This is a genomic window from Streptomyces sp. CRN 30 (assembly GCF_034105845.1).
In genome coordinates this window covers 1-18,708 of the sequence record NZ_JAVRHI010000510.1, presented here as the reverse complement: position 1 = coordinate 18,708, position 18,708 = coordinate 1, and the positions used below count along the sequence as shown (strand labels likewise).

Sequence of the window (18,708 nt, the reverse complement as noted above, 5' to 3'; positions counted from 1 at the left end):
CATCCCTGCGCGCCCGGCTGACGGGCCACGACCGCGGCACGGCACGGGCGGCGGACGATCCGCCGGCCACTCCGCCGGCCACGGGCTCCCGTCCCGGCCATGACACGGCTCCCGGCCCGGAGGCACCCGCGGCCCCCCCGCCCCGTACCGGCCCCGACCGGGCTCCCTCCGGCCCGGCACCGGAGACGTCCGGTGCCCCACCCGCTCCGGCCACCCGGAACGCACCGGGGCCCCGGCCTCCGGCCACCCCGGCCACTCCGGTCCCGGCAACGTCGCCTCCCGACGCGTCGGCACCCGGCACGCCGGGCCCCGTCATGCCGGTGCGCCCCGGGAAGCCGGTGGCCCCGCGCCCCGTCGTACGCCCCTCGACGGCGCCGGACGAGGTGGCGGGCACGCCCTGCCCCGTCTGCGGCACGCCGAACCCGCCGGGGCGCCGCTTCTGCCGGCGCTGCGCGACCGCGCTGAACCCGGCCGCGCGGCCCGCTCCGCTGCCGTGGTGGCGGACCGTGTGGCCCTTCCGCCGCCGGGTGCGGGCGAGTTCGGGCCGGGCCGTACGGTTCCTGGTGATCCTGGCCGTGGTCGTGGCCCTGTGCGCGGGCGGCTACCTGCTGCTGCCGGCCGCGCGCGACCTGTACGAGGACACCCTGGACAAGCTGGGCGGCGATCCCCGGCCCGTGACCCCGGTGGGCGTCCGGGCGAGCGCCGAGGTCCCCGGACACCCGGCGACGAACACCACCGACGGGCGGAGCAACCGCTACTGGGGCGCGCCCGCACCGGGCGCCTCGGTCACGTACACCTTCGGCGAGCCGTTCCGGCTGGTCGACCTGATCATCACCAACGGCGCGTCGGCCTCTCCGGAGGAGTATGACAGCCAGGCACGGGCGACCCGGATGGACCTGGAGGTGACCACGGAGGACGGCACGGTGCACCGCGAGGAACTCACCCTGGGCGACAGGGCGGGCGAACAGCCCGTCCAGGCCGGGATCAGTGACGTGACGAGCGTGCGCCTGGTCCTGCGCTCGCCCGTCGACCTGACCGAGGGCCGCCATCTGGCGCTGGGCGAGGTGGAGTTCTTCCGCAGGGGCTGACCCCACCCGTGTCACCGGTCACCGAGGAACCCGGCGTGCCCGGCGCCGGCCCCGTCGGGCCGGCGCCGGGAGCCGGTCAGGAGATGGCGCAGGTGGTGCCGTTGAGGGTGAAGGCGGCCGGAGCGGTGTTCGCGGCGCCCCTGCTGCCGGTGAAGCCGACCGTGACGGTGCCGTTCACCGGGACGGCCGAGGTGTAGGAGGCGGCGGCGACGCTCACCGCCCCACCGTTCTGCGTGGGCGTCCCGCCCCACATGTTGGTGACGGTCTGGCCGCTCGGGAAGGTGAAGCCGAGCGTCCAGCCGTTGACGGCGGCGGTGCCGGTGTTGCGGATGGTGATCTCCCCCTGGAAGCCGCCCGGCCACTCGCCCGTGACGCGGTACCCGACGGAGCAGGCCGTACCGGGGGTGCCCCCGCCCGGCTGGGTGGTGACGTTCACGGTGGCCGAGCGGGCCGAGCGGTTGCCCGCCGCGTCCCGCGCGTACACGGCGAAGGTGTACGCGGTGCCGGCGGTGAGGCCGGTCAGGGTGACCCGGTTGGTGGTGGCGGAGGCGGCCGCGGTCTCGGTGCCGCCGCTGACGCGGACGACGTCGTAGCCGGTGACGCCGGTGTTGTCGGTGGAGGCGGTCCAGGAGAGGGTGAGGGAGGTGGCCGCCACGGCGGAGGCGGTGGGGGTGCCGGGGCGCGTCGGGGCCTGGGTGTCGCCGGGGCCGCCGCCCCCGAAGACGGTGGCCTCCCGGGCGGTCTGCGCGATGCCGTTCGCGCCGTGGAAGATGCGCTGCCCCCAGGAGCTGAGCCGGCTCGGGTCGAAGTCGATCGCCAGGTCCAGGATCGGGTCGGTGTTGCCGCTCCAGGACCAGGCCAGGTACCCGAGGTCGAGGCGCTCGGCGGCGGCCATCATGGTGTCCTCGTCCGGGTCGCCCCACTGGTCGGCGGGCCCGCCGAACTCGCCGATGAGGAGGGGCAGTCCGGCGTCGACGAAGGCGTCCAGGTAGTCGTTGATCGCCTGGGCCGTGCTGTAGACGCTGTACATGTGGATCGAGAAGATCAGGTTGCCGGTGGGGTCGGCGTCGTACACGGTCTGCGCGTTGGCCCGCATGACGCCCTGCCAGTCCTGGCCCCAGTTGGGCGCGTCCACCATGATCGTGTGCTCGAACCCGGCGGCGCGCAGCTTCTCGACGGCCGCGACGGTGGGGGCGGTCCAGCCCTCGGGGGCGGTGTTGCCCCAGGGCTCGTTGCCGATGTTGACGATGACGTAGTCCTCCTGGCCGGCCAGCACGTTCTTCAGGCCGATCCAGTAGTCGGCGGCCTGGTCGAGCGTGGCCGCGGCGGCCTCCTCGCCGTAGCCGGTGGTGTCGTGCACCTCCAGCACGCAGATGAGCCGGTTGGCCTTGCACTGGGCGATCACGTTCGCCACGTCCGCGGGGCTGTTCGCGGCCCAGCGCTGGCCGCTGCCGAGGACGACGCGGACGGAGTTGGCGCCGAGCGCCTTGATGTCGGCCAGCGACTGCGTCTCGCCCGGGTACCAGGTGTGGGCGTGGTTGACGCCGCGCATGACGAAGTCGTTGCCGTTGCCCTCCACCAGACGGCCGTCGCTGATGTGCAGGCCGGTGGCGGCGGCGCCGGGCGGCTCGGCCTGCACCCGGGCCTGGGCGACGGCCGGGCAGAGCACCCCGAGGACGGCGAGGGTCATGGCGGCGACCAGCCCGGTCAGCAGTCCTGCCAGGGGGCGACTCCGCGCCGCTCTTCGTGTCGTGCTTCTTCTCGTCGGTCTCACTGCGACTCCTGACAAGTGAGCGCCAAGAAACATGGCATCAACGGATGGGAACTGATGGGAGCGCTCCCATGAACCCACCATGCCAGGTGCACGTCAAGACACGGGGGCTTCCCTTCTCAGGTCGCGGCGGTGAACCGGATCAGGTCGCGGGGTCTAACCGAGTCAAGTCGCGGGGTCGAACCAGGTCGGCCCGTCGGCCAGGGCCTGCTTGATCCGCAGCAGCCCGAACTCGTCGAGCTCCGGCAGCGCGTCCACCGCGAACCACCCGACCTCCAGCGACTCGTCGTCGTTCACCCGCGCCTCACCGCCGACGGCCCGGCAGCGCACGGTGATGTCCATGTACTGGCAGACGTCGCCGTTGTCGTAGCGCACGGGGTCGAGCGCCTGTACGAGGACGACCCGCTCGACGACGCACCGCACGGCCGTCTCCTCGAAGACCTCCCGTACCGCGCAGGCCGCCGGCTGCTCCCCCGGCTCCGGTATGCCGCCGATCACCGCCCACCTGCGGGTGTCGGACCGGCGGTTGAGCAGCACCCTGCCCTGGTCGTCGAAGACCAGGGCGGTGACGCCGGGCAGCCAGAGCAGCTGGTGTCCGGCGGTGGCGCGGAGGTCGCGGAGGAAGTCGGGGATGGCCATGGGACGACCCTAACGCGGCCCGCCCCGCCGCCCCGGCGCGTTCCGGACCGCGCACGAGCGGCGTACGGTCACACGCCCCCGGCGCGCCGTCCGCGCACTCCCGCCGCGACGGCCCAGCCGAGCCCGCCCGCCGCGACGAGCACCAGCAGTACCTCGGGCAGCGCCCCCAGCCGGGTCGCGGGGGTCTCGGAGGAGCGCAGCGGCACCTCTTGCACCAGGGAGTCGGCGACGAACATCCCCGTCCGCTGCGTGACCTCCCCGTCCGGCATGATCACCGCACTGACACCGCTGGTCACCGGCACGGTCACGGTGCGACTGTGCTCGACGGCGCGGACCCGGGACATGGCGAGCTGCTGGTAGGTCATCTCGCTGCGGTCGAAGGTGGCGTTGTTGCTGGGCACCGAGATCATCTGGGCGCCCTCGCGGACGGTGTCGCGCACCACCGAGTCGAAGGCGGCCTCGTAGCAGGTGGCGAGGCCGACCCCGGTGCCGTTCAGCTCGAACACCTTGGCCTCGGTGCCGCGGCTGAAGTCCTGGCGGATCATGGAGGTCCACTCGTCGTTGATCGCGCCGACCAGCGAGCGCAGCGGCATGTACTCGCCGAAGGGCTGGATCTGCCGCTTGTCGTAGGTGTCGAGGGGGCCCTTCTCCGGGTCCCACAGGATCTGCTCGTTGTAGAGCCCGCCGTCCCGCTGGACGACTCCGCCGACGGATATGGGGGCGCCGATCGCCTTGGCGGCGGCGTCGATGATCTCGTACGCGTCGCTGTTGGTGAACGGGTCGATGTCGGAGGAGTTCTCCGGCCACAGCACGAAGTCCGGCCGCGCCGCCTTGCCCGCCCTCACCTCGGCGGCCAGGCGCTGGGTCTCCTTGGCGTGATAGTCGAGCACGGCACGCCGCTGGGCGTTGAAGCCGAGCCCCGCGCGCGGAACGTTGCCCTGGATCACGGCGACGGTGGCGGTGCCGTCCTCCGCTTCGTCGCTCACCAGGCCCCGCGCCGCGAGGGCGCCCGCCACGGGCACGGTCACGCTGAGCAGCGCCACCGCCGCCGTGGCCCGCCGTACGGCGCCGGTGCGCCGCCGCTCGACGGCGAGGCGCACCGCCTCGTACAGCCCGAAGCCGCACAGCACGACCGCGAAGCCGAGCACCGGGGTGCCGCCGAGCGCGGCCAGCGGCAGGAACCCGCCGTCCGCCTGCCCGAAGGCGACCTTGCCCCAGGGGAAGCCGCCGAACGGCACGCGCGCGCGTGCCCCCTCCCCCGCGATCCACACGGCCGCGGCCCACACGGGCCACCCGGGCAGCCGCGAGACCGCCGCGACCCCCGCGCCGACCAGCGCGACGAACACCGCCTCGACGAACGCGAGCGCCAGCCACACGCCGGAGCCCACCTCCACACCGGTCCACACCAGCAGCGGCAGCAGGAATCCGAGGCCGAAGAGGTAGCCCAGTCCCAGGCCCGCCTTCCAGGTGCGGCTGCGCAGGACCCGGCCGAAGAGGGCGAAGGCCGGCACGGCCAGCCACCACAGGGTGCGCGGCGGGAAGCTGACGTACAGCAGCACTCCCGACAGCGCGGCCAGGACGGCGGGCACGAGCCGGCGCGCCAGCCGGGCCGCGCGCGACGCGGGCGCGGACGGGGAGCCGGACGGGCCGGGCTCACGTACGGGTGTTGCGGTGGCGGTCACCCCAGGGAGTCTACGGCGCGTGACCTGGGCACCGGCAGCGCCGTCCGGCCGGCCGCGACGGGACCCCGGACGGGGCGGGAGGAGCGGGCCGGCGATCGTCACGGCCGGGACGGGGTTCAGCCCGCCGCGCCGGACGCCGCCCGCCGCAGCCGGTCACGGATGATCCGTACGGCGGCCTCCGCGTCGTCCACCGTGATGGTGAACGTGTGGCCGTCCCAGAGCCGCAGCACCACGGCCTCGCCGCGCCGGACGACGACCGCGGTGCCCTTCCCGGGCCGCCAGCGGTAGCCCCAGCCGCCCCAGTGACGGGGGGTGACGCTCGGCGCGAAGTCGACACCGGCCACCTGGGAGAAGGGGATGCGGCAGCGCGGCACACCGATGTGTCCGCAGCGCACCTCGAGGAAGTCCTCGTGGACCTTCACGGCGACGTGCACGAAGGCGAGCGTGCCGTAGAGGGCGAGCAGCCCCGCCGCGATGCAGCCGACGACCGACATGGCGAGCGGGGCGACGCCCGACGTCCACGCGGAGTCGACGGCCAGTTCGATGCCCAGGGCCATGCAGGCGGCACCGCCCAGGGCCAGCAGCCACTGCCCGCGGTTCCTGGCGCGGCCGGTCCAGACCTCGCTGCGGGCGACGCCGGCGTCTTCGGGGGTGCCCTCGTCGCCGTGGGAGTACTCCCTCATACCTCCGAGACTACTCACGTTCCGCGGCGCGGACATCCGGTCGCGTGGGCGCGGGGGCCGGGCGGGCGGCAGGGGCGGGAAGTGCCCGGACCTGCGGGAGCGGCCCGGGGAGGTGCCGGGCCGGGTGTTCCGTGGCGCGGCTCCCGCGCCGTACCCCCCGGCCGGTTCAGCGGGCGCTGCCGCTGACCGCCCGCAGGGAGCGCCCCTCCTCGTAGGCCAGCGCGGACGAGGGCAGCTCGGCCTCCCGGCCGCCGAGGAGCACCGTGAGGCCGGGGGCGGCGTCGGTGTCGGCGCCGGGGCGCGCACCGATCCGGCGCAGCGCCTGGGCGGCCACCGCGCCGGCGGAGCCGTGCAGGACGAGCGGCGGGAGACCGGGCCGCTGCACCGCCGCGCGGATGCGCTCGGCGACCAGCTCGTAATGGGTGCAGCCCAGGACGACGGCCCTGACATCGGCCGGGGTGCGGGCGGCCGCCGCGGCTATCGCGGCGTCGACGGCCCGCTCGTCCGCGTGCTGGACCGCTTCGGCCAGTCCGTGGCAGGCCACCTCGGTGACGTGCGCCGAGGAGGCGAACTCCTGGATGAGGCCGCGCTGGTAGGGGCTGCCGGTGGTGGCCGGCGTCGCCCAGATCGCGACGGGCCCGCCGCCCGCCGCGGCCGGCTTGATCGCGGGGACCGTGCCGATGACGGGCAGGCCCGGTTCCAGGCGGGCCCGCAGGGCGGGCAGGGCGTGCACGGAGGCGGTGTTGCAGGCGACGATCAGCGCGTCGGGCCGGTACGCGGCGGCGGCCTCGGCGACGGCGAGGGCGTGCACGGTCAGGTCCTCGGGGGTACGGGGTCCCCAGGGCATGCTGTCCGGGTCCGAGGAGAGCACCAGGTCGGCGTCGGGCCGCAGACGGCGTACCGCGGCGGCGGCCGGGAGGAGCCCGATTCCAGAGTCCATGAGCGCGATCTTCACCCGGTCACGATAGTCGATCCGCGCCGGTGCGCCGCCGCCGTGGGGCAGACTGCGGGGGGTGAGCGCCCTCGCGTGGACCGCCGCCGGATCACTCGCCGCCTGGCTCTGGCTGCTGCTCTGCCAGGGCTTCTTCTGGCGCACCGACGTGCGGCTGCCGCCGCGCCGGGAGCCGGAGGACTGGCCTTCCGTCTGTGTCGTCGTCCCCGCGCGGGACGAGGCGGCCGTGCTGCCGATGAGCCTCCCCTCCCTGCTGACCCAGGACTACCCGGGCCGCGCGGAGGTCTTCCTGGTCGACGACGGCAGCACGGACGGCACCGGGGAGCTGGCCCGCGGCCTCGCCCGCCGCCACGGCGGCCTGCCGCTCACCGTCTCCTCCCCCGGCGAGCCGCCCGCGGACTGGACGGGCAAGCTCTGGGCCGTGCGGCACGGCATCGGCCTGGCACGTGCGCGGGGACCCGAGTACCTGCTGCTGACGGACGCGGACATCGCGCACGCGCCGGACAGCCTGCGGGAGCTGGTGGCCGCGGCGCGCACCGGCGGCTACGACCTCGTCTCACAGATGGCCCGGCTGCGCGTCGCGAGTACCTGGGAGCGGCTCGTCGTGCCCGCCTTCGTCTACTTCTTCGCGCAGCTGTACCCGTTCCGCCGGATCGGTGTCCGGGGTGCGCGGACGGCGGCCGCGGCCGGCGGGTGCGTCCTGCTGCGCGCGGACGCCGCGACGCGGGCCGGTGTCCCGGAGGCCATCCGCCAGTCGGTCATCGACGACGTGGCGCTCGCGCGGGCCGTCAAGCGCGGTGGCGGCCACATCTGGCTGGGCCTCGCGGAGCGGGTGGACAGTGTGCGGCCGTATCCGCGGCTGCGCGACCTGTGGGACATGGTGGCGCGCAGCGCGTACGCCCAGCTGCGGCACAGCCCGGCGCTGCTCGCCGGCACCGTGGCCGGGCTCGCGCTGGTCTACCTGGTGCCGCCGGTGTCCCTCGTGGCGGGTGTCGTCCCGGACGGTCCCGGTGGTCCGGACGGCGCGGCGGCCCTCGCCGGCGGGGCCGCGTGGCTGCTGATGGCGGCGACCTACGTGCCGATGCTCCGTCACTACCGGCAGCCGCCGTGGCTCGCGCCGCTGCTGCCGTTCACCGCGCTGCTCTACCTGCTGATGACGGTGGACTCCGCGGTACGGCACCACAAGGGGGTGGGCGCGGCGTGGAAGGGCCGTACCTACGCGCGTCCCGCGCCGGGGCCGCCGTCCAACTCCCGGTAACCCGCCCGGTACTCGCCCTTTACACGATTTGAACGCACCCTGACGCCCCTTTTCTTCACCTTCGCTCACATTGGGGGGCGAGCGTCACTGCGCACACACGAAACAACCCTCTTATCGGTCTCCCCAACCAGCACATCGTGGGCTTTACTTATGTGTCATGACCTCCCCCCGCTCCACCTATGGCGGCGGTTACTACTCCGCCTCGTCCTTCCCGGACACCCCCATCTACGACTCCCTCGTGGCCGAGCGGGGCACCCCGCAGATCGCCCCGATCCGAGTCCCCGCGGCGTACGACATGCCGAGCGGCAACTTCCCCGCGCCGGGCGCCAATCTCCCCGCGCTCCCGTCCGCCCTGCCCGCGCTGCCGGCCGGCCCGTCCCAGCCCGCTCCCGCGTACGGCTACCCGCAGACCCAGCAGCCCATGCCCGTGCAGATGCAGATGCAGATGCCCGCGCCCGCACCCGCCCCGCTGCACCAGGCGCCGACCGCCTACATCCCGCAGCAGCCCGCGGGCCCGCGCGGTTACCCCGGCGTCCAGCAGCCGCAGCCGCCCCGCCCGATGGCGGCCGGCGCGGGGTACGAGGCGATGCGGCCCGCGGCTCCCCGCCCCGCCCCGGCGCCGTACCAGGACCAGTACAACGGGCAGCAGTACCGCGGCTACTGACCTGTTCCGCACGGGAGTGTCCGTGCCGTCGGGCAGGATGACCGCATGGGGAACCCGACGCTGCACTCGATCCACGTCCACCCGCTGAAGGCGGTCCGGGGCATCGCGCCCGCCGAGGCCGCGGTGGAGCCCTGGGGGCTGGCGGGCGACCGGCGTTGGGTGCTGGTCGACGGAGCGGGCGGGGTCGTCACCCAGCGCCCTCACCCGCGCCTGGCCCTGGCCGCCGCCGAGCCGTCGCCCGGTGGCGGCCTCGTGCTGTCCGCGCCCGGCCGTGCGCCGCTCGTCGTCGACGTGCCCGAGCCGGTGGGGACGACGACGGTGCGGATCTCCGGGGAGAAGGTGGAGGGGGTGCTCGCCGACGGCGCGGCGCACGCCTGGTGCAGCGACTACCTGGGGACCGACGTGCGTCTGGTCCACCTCGACGACCCCGCCACGCGCCGCCCCGTCGACCCGGAGTACGGGCGTCCGGGCGAGACCGTGAGCTTCGCCGACGGCTACCCGCTGCTGCTCACCGCCTTGGCCTCGCTCGACGCCCTCAACTCGCTGGTGGCGCGGGGGGAGTTCCCCGAGGAGGGCCCGCTGCCCATGAACCGCTTCCGGCCGAGTGTGGTCGTGGCGGGCACCACCGCCTGGGCCGAGGACTCCTGGCGCCGCATAGCGATCGGCGAGGCCGTCTTCCGGGTCGTCAAGATGTGCGGGCGGTGCGTCGTGACCACCGTCGACCAGGACACCGCCGAGCGCGGCCGGGAGCCGTTGCGGACGCTGGGGCGCCACCGCCGCTTCGGCGGCGCGCCGGCGTTCGGGCAGAACCTGATACCGGAGACCGGCGGCACGGTCCGCGTCGGTGACCCGGTCCGTGTCCTCCAGTCCCTCGAGTGACGTGAAGGGCCCGGAGTACGTGGTGGGGCGGGAGTGATCTCGTCACGGGGTGATGTGGCTCTCTCTTCCCCGCCTTCGCGCGTGAACGGCCCCGCCCGGGGTCATCACCGACGCGGAAGGGGGTGCGGACGGTGCGAGCGATCGGTGGGCTCTGGCGCTGGCGGCACAATCCGCTGCGCCGCACGACGGACCTGGTCGAGGCCTGGCTGGCCTGCGCGGTCCTCGTGCTGATCGTCGTGGCCGCGCCCCTGGTGGGCGCCGTCGTCGGGGCGGCCGCCCAGGACGCCCTGCAGCGGTCCGTGCGGGAGCAGCACCGGGCCCGCCACGAGGTGACGGCCACCGTCGTCGGGAAGCACCCACGCTCCCCGCTGGAGCTGAACCCCGAGACCGCGCCCGCCGGCGACCGGAACAGCCGCGTCGTCGCCGACTGGACCGCCCCGGACGGCACCGAGCGGCACGGCACGGTCGGGGCGACCCTGGTGGACCCCCGTCCGGGCGACCGGTTCACCCTGTGGACGGACGGGGGCGGCCGTCCCGTGGCCCGCCCGCTGGACACCGGCACCGCGACGGCGCACGCCGTGCTGGCCGGGGTCGGCGCGGCGCTGGGCGCGGCGGCGGCCGCCGAGGGCGTCCGGCGGCTGGTCGTCCGGCACCTGCTCCGGCGCCGCTACGCCCGTTGGGACCAGGCATGGCACGGGGCCGGCCCGGACTGGGGCAGGACGGGCACCGGCAGCTGAGCGGCCCGGTGGCTCTGGTCAACTTCCCCGCTCCGCGCACGCTACGGTGGACCGGCCGAACTCTTCGGCAATCGACCCGCGTTCGACGAGGTGGGGGCAGAGCAGCACCATGGCACAGGGCATGGTCCAGGTGACGCACACCGGCACATCGCGGTGGCGGCGCCGCACGGGCGAGTACGCCTCCCTCGCCGCGGCCCTCGAGGCGGCGGGCGACGGCGACGTGCTCACCGTCGCCCCCGGCACCTACCGGGAGAACCTCGTGCTGGACCGGGCGGTGACCCTGCGCGGCCCGGAGGGCGCGCCCGGCTCCGTGCGCCTCGCCCCGGCGGACGGGGTGCCGCTGACCGTGCGCGCCTCCGCCGTGGTGCAGGACCTGCACGTGGAGGGACAGGACTCGGCGGCGCCCGCGGTGCTCGTCGAGGAGGGCGTACCCGAACTGCTCGACCTACGGATCGTGACCCGCTCGGCCGCCGGCATCGAGGTGCGCGGCGGCGCCCGCCCGACGGTGCGCCGCTGCACGGTGGACAACCCCGCCGGTGTCGGCATCGCCGTGGTGGACGGCGGCAGCGGGGTGTTCGAGGAGTGCGAGGTGGTCGCGGCCGGGCAGGCCGCCGTCGCCGTCCGCGGCGGCGCCCACCCCCGCCTCGAGCGCTGCCGGGTGCACCACGCCTCCGGGGTCGGTCTGTCGGCGGCCGGCGAGAACAGCTCCCTGGAGGCGGTCGGCTGCGAGGTGTACGAGGTCCGGGGCTCCGGGGTGCAGGTCACCGGGCGGGCCTCGGCGTACCTCACCGACTGCGAGGTGCACCGCACCGGCGGGGACGGCGTCACCCTCGACACGGACGCGGTGCTCACGCTCGCCGACTGCCGCATCCACGACGTCCCGGAGAACGCGGTCGACCTGCGCTCCCGTTCCGTGCTGACGCTGACCCGCACCACGGTGCAGCGGTTCGGGCGCAACGGTCTCTCGGTGTGGGACCCGGGCACCCGCGTGGACGCCAACCAGTGCGAGATCTCCGACAGCACGGGCGACTACCCCGCGGTGTGGATCAGCGACGGCGCGACGGCGGTGCTGGACGCGTGCCGGGTGCACGACGTGCCGGACGCCCTGTTCGTGCTCGACCGGGGTTCGCGCGTGGACGTCGTCGACAGCGACCTCTCCCAGGTGCGCAACACCGCCGTGTCGGTCAGCGACGGCGCCACCGCGCAGCTCGACGACTGCCGGATCCGGGAGGCCGCGACGGGCGCCTGGTTCCGCGACCACGGCAGCGGCGGCACGCTGTCCGGCTGCACCGTGGACGAGGTCCAGACCGGGGTGATCGTCACCAAGGGCGCCGATCCCACCATCGAGCGCTGCACGGTCACCTCGCCCGCGGAGGCCGGTTTCTACGTCTCGGCGGAAGGGCGTGGCTCCTTCCTGCACTGCCGGGTCACGGGCAGCGGCGGCTACGGCTTCCACGTCATCGACGGCTGCCGGGCGACCTTGCGCAAGTGCCGCACCGAGCGCTGTGCGCGCGGCGGTTACGAGTTCGCCGACGGCGGCCCCGGTGACACGGGCGGGCCCCTCGTCGAGGACTGCGCGAGCGACGAGAGCGCGGGCATCGGGCCGGGGCCGTCCGTGCCGCGGGACCCCGTCGCGCAGCCGGTGACGGGGACCGTCGGCCTGCTGAGCACGGTCCCCTCGCCGCGCGTCACCGAGCCGGCGGTCACGGCCGTGCCCGCCGCGGAGCCCGAGAAGCCCGCGCGGACCTCGGCGGACGTCCTCGGCGAGCTCGACGCGCTGGTGGGCCTGGACAGCGTCAAGCGCGAGGTGCGGGCCCTGACCGACATGATCGAGGTGGGCCGGCGCCGCCGCGAGGCGGGTCTGAAGGCGGCCTCCGTACGGCGTCACCTGGTCTTCACCGGCTCCCCCGGCACCGGCAAGACGACGGTCGCCCGGCTGTACGGCGAGATCCTGGCCTCGCTCGGCGTCCTGGAGAAGGGGCACCTGGTGGAGGTGTCCCGGGTGGACCTGGTCGGCGAGCACATCGGGTCGACCGCGATCCGCACCCAGGAGGCGTTCGACCGGGCGCGCGGCGGGGTGCTCTTCATCGACGAGGCGTACGCGCTGTCACCGGAGGACGCGGGCCGCGACTTCGGCAAGGAGGCCATCGACACGCTGGTGAAGCTGATGGAGGACCACCGGGAGGCGGTGGTGGTCATCGTCGCGGGCTACACGGCGGAGATGGAGCGGTTCCTCTCGGTCAACCCGGGCGTCGCCTCCCGTTTCTCCCGCACCATCACCTTCGGCGACTACGGCTCGGAGGAGATGCTGCGGATCGTGGAGCAGCAGGCCGAGGAGCAGGAGTACCGGCTCGGTCCCGGCGCCCCCGACGCGTTGCTGAAGTACTTCACGGCGATACCCAAGGGACCGGCGTTCGGCAACGGCCGCACCGCGCGGCAGACCTTCGAGGCGATGGTGGAGCGCCACGCGGGCCGGGTCGCCCAGCTCCCCGAACCGAGCACGGACGACCTGACGCTGCTGTACCCGGAGGACCTGCCGGAACTGCCCTGAGCGCTCCGGCCGGATCGCGGTTCACCGGCGTTCAGTCCGCGCCGCGCTGGCCCGGCACCTCCGGGCCGATCCGGTCCAGCAGCCGCTCGCGCTCCCGGGCGAAGGCCGGGTCGGCCTGGTAGTCGGAGTGGCCGAGGACCGGCGCGGGCAGCGGGTGGGCGCGGGTGCGGCCGTAGGCGAGGGGGTCCCTGAACGGCTCGGCGTCGACCTCGGGCCCGCTGTCCCCGTGCAGGCGCACCGGCCCGCCGATGGGGTCGGTGTGCCGGTACAGGTTGCGCCAGCAGTCGATCTCGCGGTGCAGGGAGCCGAGCGCGTGCGGTCCGAAGTGGGCCGGGAACCAGCGGCCGTAGAGCCGCTCCAGCGGTGAGCCGTAGGTGAGCAGCGCGATCCTCCCCCGCACCTCGGGGGACAACTGCCAGGCGGCGGCCGCTGCGAGGACGCTCCCCTGGGAGTGCCCGGAGAGTACCAGCCGCCCGCCGGTATCGCGCGTCCAGGTCTCCATGCGCCAGGTCAGGTCGGGCACGGCGCGCTCGGCGTAGCAGGGCGGGGCGAAGGGGTGGGCGGCGCGCGGCCAGAAGGTGCCGACGTCCCAGAGGATGCCGATGGTGCGCCGTGCGGAGGCGTCCTTGTAGGCGCGGCGGCCCCAGGTGACGAAGAGGAGGAAGCCGAACCCGATGAGCCAGGAACCGAGCGCCTGCGCGGTCTGCGCGGCGCCCTCGACGAAGGGGTACGTGCCGCGCGCGGCCTCGCCCGGCACCTTCCCGGTCAGCGTGGCGCCCAGCAGGGCGCCGACGCCGAGGAGCAGGGTCACCGTGGAGACGATGCCGACGATGCGCGGCGCCCGGTCGGTGAGGGCGGCCATGGCGCGGGTGCGGGCGATGTGGCGGGTGCGGGCGGAGTCCCTGCGCTCGGAGTCGTCGGACTCGGTGGTCGGGCCGGCGTCAGGGTCCTTCCCGGCCGCGGCCTTTCCCCTGCCCCTGCCCCTGCCTTCGGCCTCGACCTCGAGTCCGTACTCGCGTTCCACGGCCGCCAGTTCGCGGCGCCGCAGCACCGCGGTGCGCCAGGCCAGCCAGCCGACGAGCAGCACGACCACCACCAGCAACGGCGGGATGACGGACGCCTGCCAGGTCAGCAGGACGGGCGGGCCGAGGACCGCCGTGTCCCCGGTGCCGTTGAGCCAGTCCGCCACGCGCTGGGCCACGCCGCCGGTCATCACCCCGCCGAGCGCGCAGGCCAGCATCGCGACCGCGGGCCCGGCGAGTCCGCGCATCGCGGTGCGCGGATCGGGGTGCGAGCGGTACAGCAGGTGGGCCACCACGCCGAGGACGACGACGAGCAGGCTCTGCGCGAGGGTGATCCCGCCGAACGTCATGTCGCCCGGCAGCCTGCCCGCGGACGTCCACTCCGGGCGCGACCAGCCCGCGTACACCAGGGCCAGGACCCACACGGCGATCGAGGCGGCGGGCAGGTGGCGCACCAGGGCACGGTCCACCCTCCGGTCCAGCCGTCTCTCGCTGCGGCCCCGGCGGCACACCACCCCCACCACGACGACCGCCCCGGCGGCCAGCGCGGCGTTCAGCAGCCAGCCCAGTACGTCGAGGAGCGCGGGGCCGCCGGGTGCGCGGTCGTGGCGGGCGGCGGACGTGCCCACCGCCGCCGCGATCGTGAGGAAGCCCGCCGCCGTGTGCGCGGCGCGCAGCCGGGCCACCAGCCGGCGCCCGTACCAGAAGCCCGGCCGGTTCAGCGCCGTGTGCTCGGCCTCCTCGCGCACGGTCTCGTACCGCATGGGCTGCTGCGACTCGTACGTGCGCCAGGTGCGGTGGGACAGGTACCACAGCAGTGCGGTGAGCGCGGCCGGGACCAGGGAGGCCAGGGCGAGCCGGCGGCCGGGCGCGCTCCACCAGCCGCCGCCGGACACGTCGGGCGACAGGAAGCCGAGCCACGTGTGGTCCCGGGCGCACGCGGGCGTGCCCGCGCACTGCCAGGCGGCCAGGTCGAGGGCGACCTCGCAGGCGGCGGCCACCAGCAGCACGGTCAGGCTGAGTCCGGCCAGCCGCACCAGCAGACCGTAGAGGCGCACGGTGCGCCGCCGGCCCGAGGTGGTGGGGCGCATCCAGTGGGCGAGGTTGACCACCATGAAGGGCAGCAGCAACAGCCACAGGGCGCGCGAGCCGTTGCCGGAGGTCAGGTTGCACCAGACGTACGCCTCGGGCACCGGCTTGCCGCGCCGGTCCTCGGGGCGGTCCTCGGGCCGGCTCTCGGCGTCCGCGTCGTCGATGCGCCGGAAGACGGCCGCGATGCCGTCACCGGTGACGCGTACGGTCCGCGGGTCGTCGAGCATCTTCTCCGGCGTGGTGCCGCCCACGCCGTGGACGAGGAGTTCGAGTGCCGTGCCGACCGGGCCCTCCGGGTCCTCGCCGTCCGTGGCGTCCGTGGCGTCCGTGGCGTTCCCTCTGTGTTCCGCCGCACGTGTCACTGTGGTGCCCTTTCCCCCGTGCCGCGCCCTCGGCAGCCGTGCAGTGCACGCACATGATCCCGCCCCTGGGCGGCGCCTACACCTGCGGTCACGGAATCTCCCCGTACCGCGGCACCGGCTCGCGCGCGGACCGTCCCGGCGTGGCGTGTCCGCGTCGACACGGGCAGTGGCGCGGCGGCTGTCCGTCCGTGCGAGGATGGGACGTCCTCGAGGGCCGGGCACGGAAGGAATGCCCTCGTCGGAGGGGGTACGGGAGGCGTCATGGGGCGAAAGGACCGGAGCGGGCGTGAGTGACAACCAGAACCTCCTCGCGGAGCAGCGCCGTGCCCTGATCCTCGACGAGGTGCGGCGCCGCGGCGGCGTCCGGGTCAACGAACTGACGCGCAAGCTCGGGGTGTCCGACATGACGGTCCGCCGCGACCTCGACGCGCTCGCCCGCCAGGGCGCCGTCGCGAAGGTGCACGGCGGCGCTGTGCCGGTGGCCGAGGCGAGCACGCACGAGCCCGGGTTCGAGGCCAAGTCCGGTCTGGAGCTGTCCGCCAAGGAGGACATCGCGCGGGCCGCGGCCGGTCTGGTCGCCCCGGGGGCGGCGATCGCCCTGTCCGGGGGGACGACGACGTACGCGCTCGCGCACCGGCTGCTCGACGTGCCGGACCTGACCGTGGTCACCAACTCGGTACGGGTGGCGGACGTGTTCCACGCCGCGCAGCGCACCGCGGGACAACGGCCGGGTGCGGCGACGGTCGTGCTCACGGGCGGGGTCCGCACCCCCTCGGACTCCCTCGTGGGGCCCGTCGCCGACCAGGCGATCGCCGCGCTCCACTTCGACGTGCTGTTCCTCGGTGTGCACGGCATATCGGTCGAGGCGGGCCTGTCCACGCCGAACCTGGCGGAGGCCGAGACCAACCGGCGGCTCGTGCAGTCCGCGCGGCGCGTGGTCGTGGTGGCCGACCACACCAAGTGGGGCACGGTGGGCCTGAGTTCCTTCGCCTCCCTGGAGCAGGTCGACACGCTGGTCACCGACTCCGGGCTGCCGGGCGCGGCGCGCGCGGAGGTCTCCGAGCACCTCAGGGAACTGGTGGTCGCCGACGGGTCCGGCCCCTCGGGCGGCGTCTGACACGGCGGCGTCCGGCGGCCGGCTCCGCCCGGCGGAGGTCCCTCCCCGGCGACGGCCGACGGGGAGCGGCGCCGACGGGAAGACAGGTGTCGGCGCGGCGCAGTACGGTGGCGCCGGCCGTCCCGCGCCCTGCCACCGCCCCCTTCTCCGGAGGCGTCCGGCCGAGCGTCCGGCCGAGACCCCGCCGGACGGGCGTGCGTGCGCTCGGCCGCCGATCGCGCGGTCCGGGCGCACGTGCGCTCCGCCGGACGGGCGTGCGCTGCCTCAGGCCGGCCACTCCCCCGTCTCCAGGAGCGTCCCGACGGCCGCCGTGTACGGCGCGATGTCGAGCCCCTGCTCCGCGAGCCAGGCGTCGGAGTAGTACTTGTCGAGGTAGCGGTCCCCGGGGTCGCACAGCAGGGTGACCACGCTCCCGCGCCGGCCCTCGGCCCGCATCTCGGCGACGATCCGCAGGGCGCTCCACAGTCCGGTGCCGGTGGAGCCGCCCGCCCTGCGGCCGGTCGCCCCGTGCAGGGCGCGTACGGCCGCCACGCTCGCCGCGTCCGGGACCCTCATCATCCGGTCGACGACGCCGGTCACGAAGCTGGGCTCCATGCGGGGCCGTCCGATGCCCTCGATCCGTGAACCGCGGTCACAGGTGACGTCCGGATCGCCGGCCGCCCAGCCGTCGAAGAAACATGAGTTTTCCGGGTCCGCGACGCATATGCGAGTGTCATACTGCCTGTAGCGCACGTACCGCGCGATGGTCGCCGAGGTGCCTCCGGTCCCGGCCGTGGCGACGATCCAGGCGGGTTCGGGGAACCGCTCCAGCTCCATCTGACGGAAGATCGACTCGGCGATGTTGTTGTTGCCGCGCCAGTCCGTGGCACGTTCGGCGTAGGTGAACTGGTCCATGTAGTGGCCCCCCGTCTCCGCCGCCAGGGCGAGGGACGCCTCGTACATGGTGCGCGGGTCGTCCACGAAGTGGCACCGGCCTCCGTGGAACTCGATCAGTCGGCACTTCTCGGCGCTCGTCGTGCGTGGCATGACCGCGATGAAGGGCACGCCGATCAGCTTCGCGAAGTACGCCTCCGAGACGGCCGTCGAGCCGCTGGACGCCTCGATCACCGGGCGGTCCGGACGAATCCAGCCATTGCACAGCCCGTAGAGGAACAGCGAGCGGGCGAGGCGGTGCTTGAGGCTGCCGGTGGGGTGGGTCGACTCGTCCTTGAGGTAGAGATCGATGTCCCAGCCGTCCGGGAGCGGGAAACGGAGCAGATGCGTGTCCGCCGAACGGTTCGCGTCGGCCTGCACCCTGCGGACGGCTTCTTTGAGCCACTCCCGGTAGCCGGCGTCGCTGCGGTCGACGTCGAGGGTGTCCAGGATCCGGCCGGTCCGGGGCGTCTGGGGGATGGTCACCGCGAGGCTCCTCACACGTACTGCCGACGGCGGTGCGCACGGTCGGATTCCTCGATCATAGACACCCATCGCACGCTTCTCACCTGCATAAACAGCCCTTTGAAGACCCCAAAGCGCACCTGTGGCGAGTGGTGCGCGGGCGCATGGGGGCGCATTCGGCCGGTGTGCCCCCAGCGCGCCCCCCGACCGCGGCCCGTCCCGACCATGCGCACTGGTGCTCGACGCCGGGGGCGTGCAGACTTCACCGCATGGGCCCAGCAGCCAGTTCGGGGTCCGCACGGGGGTGCACAGCACAGGACCCACACGGGTCACCGGGAGAGCTGAAGCCGACACGACTCGCACAAGGGGGCGGAGAGAACATGACGACGGAGCCGGAGTTCACGGCTACGGGCGTGCGGATCGGCAAGAGGCTGCGCTCACTCACCCGGGCCGGACAGGTGCGGATCAAGGACGGCAGGCTGCAGTTGCTCACCAGCTACGGCAGCGAGATCGACAGCGCGCCGGTACAGGCGGTGCGCGCCTCCAAACCCTGGTTCGCCCATGAGGATCGGGCGCTGGCCGATCTGAACGGCACGCGTTACACCTTGATCCTCGGCGAGCACGACCCCACTCCGGGTCAGCCCGGACCGCCCGCGGCGCACCGCTTCATCGAAGCCGTGCGCAGGGCGGCGGGGCGCGGCCACTAACCGGGCCGCGAGTTGCGGGACGAAAGACCTTGAGTCACGCTTTACTCACGTCACTCTGGGTGTACCGGCGATCACGCTGCGAACCAGCCCGCCGGGCAGGATCGCGGTGCGGCCGCCGCAGGCGGCC

General features: G+C 74.5%; 15 protein-coding genes. 8 read left to right on the top strand and 7 right to left on the bottom strand.

Annotation, left to right across the window (positions count from 1 at the left end):
• Positions 1–314: 314 nt before the first annotated feature.
• Positions 315–1,088, top strand: a complete 774-nt coding sequence (locus UW392_RS59345) for an NADase-type glycan-binding domain-containing protein (RefSeq protein WP_320783818.1) — start codon at positions 315–317, stop codon at positions 1,086–1,088.
• 76 nt (positions 1,089–1,164) lie between these two features.
• On the opposite strand, the gene UW392_RS59340 is transcribed toward UW392_RS59345, so the two are convergent.
• The 5 genes from UW392_RS59340 to UW392_RS59320 form a co-directional block, all read right to left on the bottom strand.
• On the bottom strand, positions 1,165–2,895 hold the full coding sequence (locus UW392_RS59340) for a cellulase family glycosylhydrolase (protein ID WP_414497591.1): 1,731 nt from the start codon (positions 2,893–2,895) through the stop codon (positions 1,165–1,167).
• 129 nt (positions 2,896–3,024) lie between these two features.
• On the bottom strand, positions 3,025–3,498 hold the full coding sequence (locus UW392_RS59335) for an NUDIX domain-containing protein (protein WP_320783816.1): 474 nt from the start codon (positions 3,496–3,498) through the stop codon (positions 3,025–3,027).
• Positions 3,499–3,566: 68 nt separating this feature from the next.
• Positions 3,567–5,180 (bottom strand): apolipoprotein N-acyltransferase, encoded by a 1,614-nt coding sequence (lnt, locus tag UW392_RS59330; RefSeq protein ID WP_320783815.1) that lies wholly within the window; start codon positions 5,178–5,180, stop codon positions 3,567–3,569.
• A 116-nt stretch (positions 5,181–5,296) separates the two neighbouring features.
• Positions 5,297–5,863: a hypothetical protein gene (locus tag UW392_RS59325; protein WP_320783814.1), complete on the bottom strand. Its 567-nt coding sequence runs from the start codon at positions 5,861–5,863 to the stop codon at positions 5,297–5,299.
• Positions 5,864–6,029: 166 nt separating this feature from the next.
• On the bottom strand, positions 6,030–6,818 hold the full coding sequence (locus tag UW392_RS59320; protein WP_320783813.1) for a glutamate racemase: 789 nt from the start codon (positions 6,816–6,818) through the stop codon (positions 6,030–6,032).
• 58 nt (positions 6,819–6,876) lie between these two features.
• Here UW392_RS59320 and UW392_RS59315 point away from each other — a divergent pair, with 58 nt between their 5' ends.
• The 5 genes from UW392_RS59315 to UW392_RS59295 all read left to right on the top strand — a co-directional run bounded on the left by UW392_RS59315 (position 6,877) and on the right by UW392_RS59295 (position 12,904).
• Complete coding sequence (locus UW392_RS59315) at positions 6,877–8,073, top strand: glycosyltransferase (protein ID WP_320783812.1); 1,197 nt, start codon at positions 6,877–6,879, stop codon at positions 8,071–8,073.
• A gap of 157 nt (positions 8,074–8,230) precedes the next feature.
• Positions 8,231–8,737, top strand: coding sequence for a DUF6643 family protein (locus UW392_RS59310; protein WP_320783811.1), 507 nt, complete (start codon positions 8,231–8,233; stop codon positions 8,735–8,737).
• Positions 8,738–8,782: 45 nt separating this feature from the next.
• Entirely contained in the window at positions 8,783–9,616 is an 834-nt protein-coding gene (locus UW392_RS59305; protein ID WP_320783810.1) for an MOSC domain-containing protein, read from the top strand.
• A gap of 131 nt (positions 9,617–9,747) precedes the next feature.
• Positions 9,748–10,353 carry a hypothetical protein gene (locus UW392_RS59300; protein ID WP_320783809.1) on the top strand — a complete coding sequence of 202 codons (606 nt, stop codon included), beginning with the start codon at positions 9,748–9,750 and terminating at the stop codon, positions 10,351–10,353.
• A gap of 109 nt (positions 10,354–10,462) precedes the next feature.
• Entirely contained in the window at positions 10,463–12,904 is a 2,442-nt protein-coding gene (locus UW392_RS59295) for a right-handed parallel beta-helix repeat-containing protein (RefSeq protein ID WP_320783808.1), read from the top strand.
• A 31-nt stretch (positions 12,905–12,935) separates the two neighbouring features.
• Here the strand turns inward: UW392_RS59295 and UW392_RS59290 are convergent, their stop codons facing one another.
• Positions 12,936–15,245: a hypothetical protein gene (locus tag UW392_RS59290; RefSeq protein WP_320783819.1), complete on the bottom strand. Its 2,310-nt coding sequence runs from the start codon at positions 15,243–15,245 to the stop codon at positions 12,936–12,938.
• Positions 15,246–15,666: 421 nt separating this feature from the next.
• Between UW392_RS59290 and UW392_RS59285 the strand changes: the two genes are divergently transcribed.
• Complete coding sequence (locus tag UW392_RS59285) at positions 15,667–16,497, top strand: DeoR/GlpR family DNA-binding transcription regulator (RefSeq protein ID WP_320783807.1); 831 nt, start codon at positions 15,667–15,669, stop codon at positions 16,495–16,497.
• Positions 16,498–16,761: 264 nt separating this feature from the next.
• Here the strand turns inward: UW392_RS59285 and UW392_RS59280 are convergent, their stop codons facing one another.
• A complete protein-coding gene (locus UW392_RS59280) occupies positions 16,762–17,895 on the bottom strand; it encodes a PLP-dependent cysteine synthase family protein (RefSeq protein WP_320783806.1) in 1,134 nt (377 codons plus the stop codon).
• A 359-nt stretch (positions 17,896–18,254) separates the two neighbouring features.
• On the opposite strand from UW392_RS59280, the gene UW392_RS59275 reads away from it, so the two are divergent.
• A complete protein-coding gene (locus UW392_RS59275) occupies positions 18,255–18,581 on the top strand; it encodes a hypothetical protein (RefSeq protein WP_320783805.1) in 327 nt (108 codons plus the stop codon).
• Positions 18,582–18,708: the final 127 nt, after the last annotated feature.

What these genes read in the sequence shown, in the direction of transcription:
- UW392_RS59325 (WP_320783814.1), bottom strand. Translation starts at nt 5,863, where the DNA reads ATGAGGGAGTACTCCCACGGCGACGAGGGCACCCCCGAAGACGCCGGC.
- UW392_RS59310 (WP_320783811.1), top strand. Translation starts at nt 8,231, where the DNA reads ATGACCTCCCCCCGCTCCACCTATGGCGGCGGTTACTACTCCGCCTCG.
- UW392_RS59275 (WP_320783805.1), top strand. Translation starts at nt 18,255, where the DNA reads ATGACGACGGAGCCGGAGTTCACGGCTACGGGCGTGCGGATCGGCAAG.
- UW392_RS59340 (WP_414497591.1), bottom strand. Translation starts at nt 2,895, where the DNA reads ATGTTTCTTGGCGCTCACTTGTCAGGAGTCGCAGTGAGACCGACGAGA.
- UW392_RS59335 (WP_320783816.1), bottom strand. Translation starts at nt 3,498, where the DNA reads ATGGCCATCCCCGACTTCCTCCGCGACCTCCGCGCCACCGCCGGACAC.
- UW392_RS59305 (WP_320783810.1), top strand. Translation starts at nt 8,783, where the DNA reads ATGGGGAACCCGACGCTGCACTCGATCCACGTCCACCCGCTGAAGGCG.
- UW392_RS59295 (WP_320783808.1), top strand. Translation starts at nt 10,463, where the DNA reads ATGGCACAGGGCATGGTCCAGGTGACGCACACCGGCACATCGCGGTGG.
- UW392_RS59290 (WP_320783819.1), bottom strand. Translation starts at nt 15,245, where the DNA reads ATGCTCGACGACCCGCGGACCGTACGCGTCACCGGTGACGGCATCGCG.
- UW392_RS59345 (WP_320783818.1), top strand. Translation starts at nt 315, where the DNA reads ATGCCGGTGCGCCCCGGGAAGCCGGTGGCCCCGCGCCCCGTCGTACGC.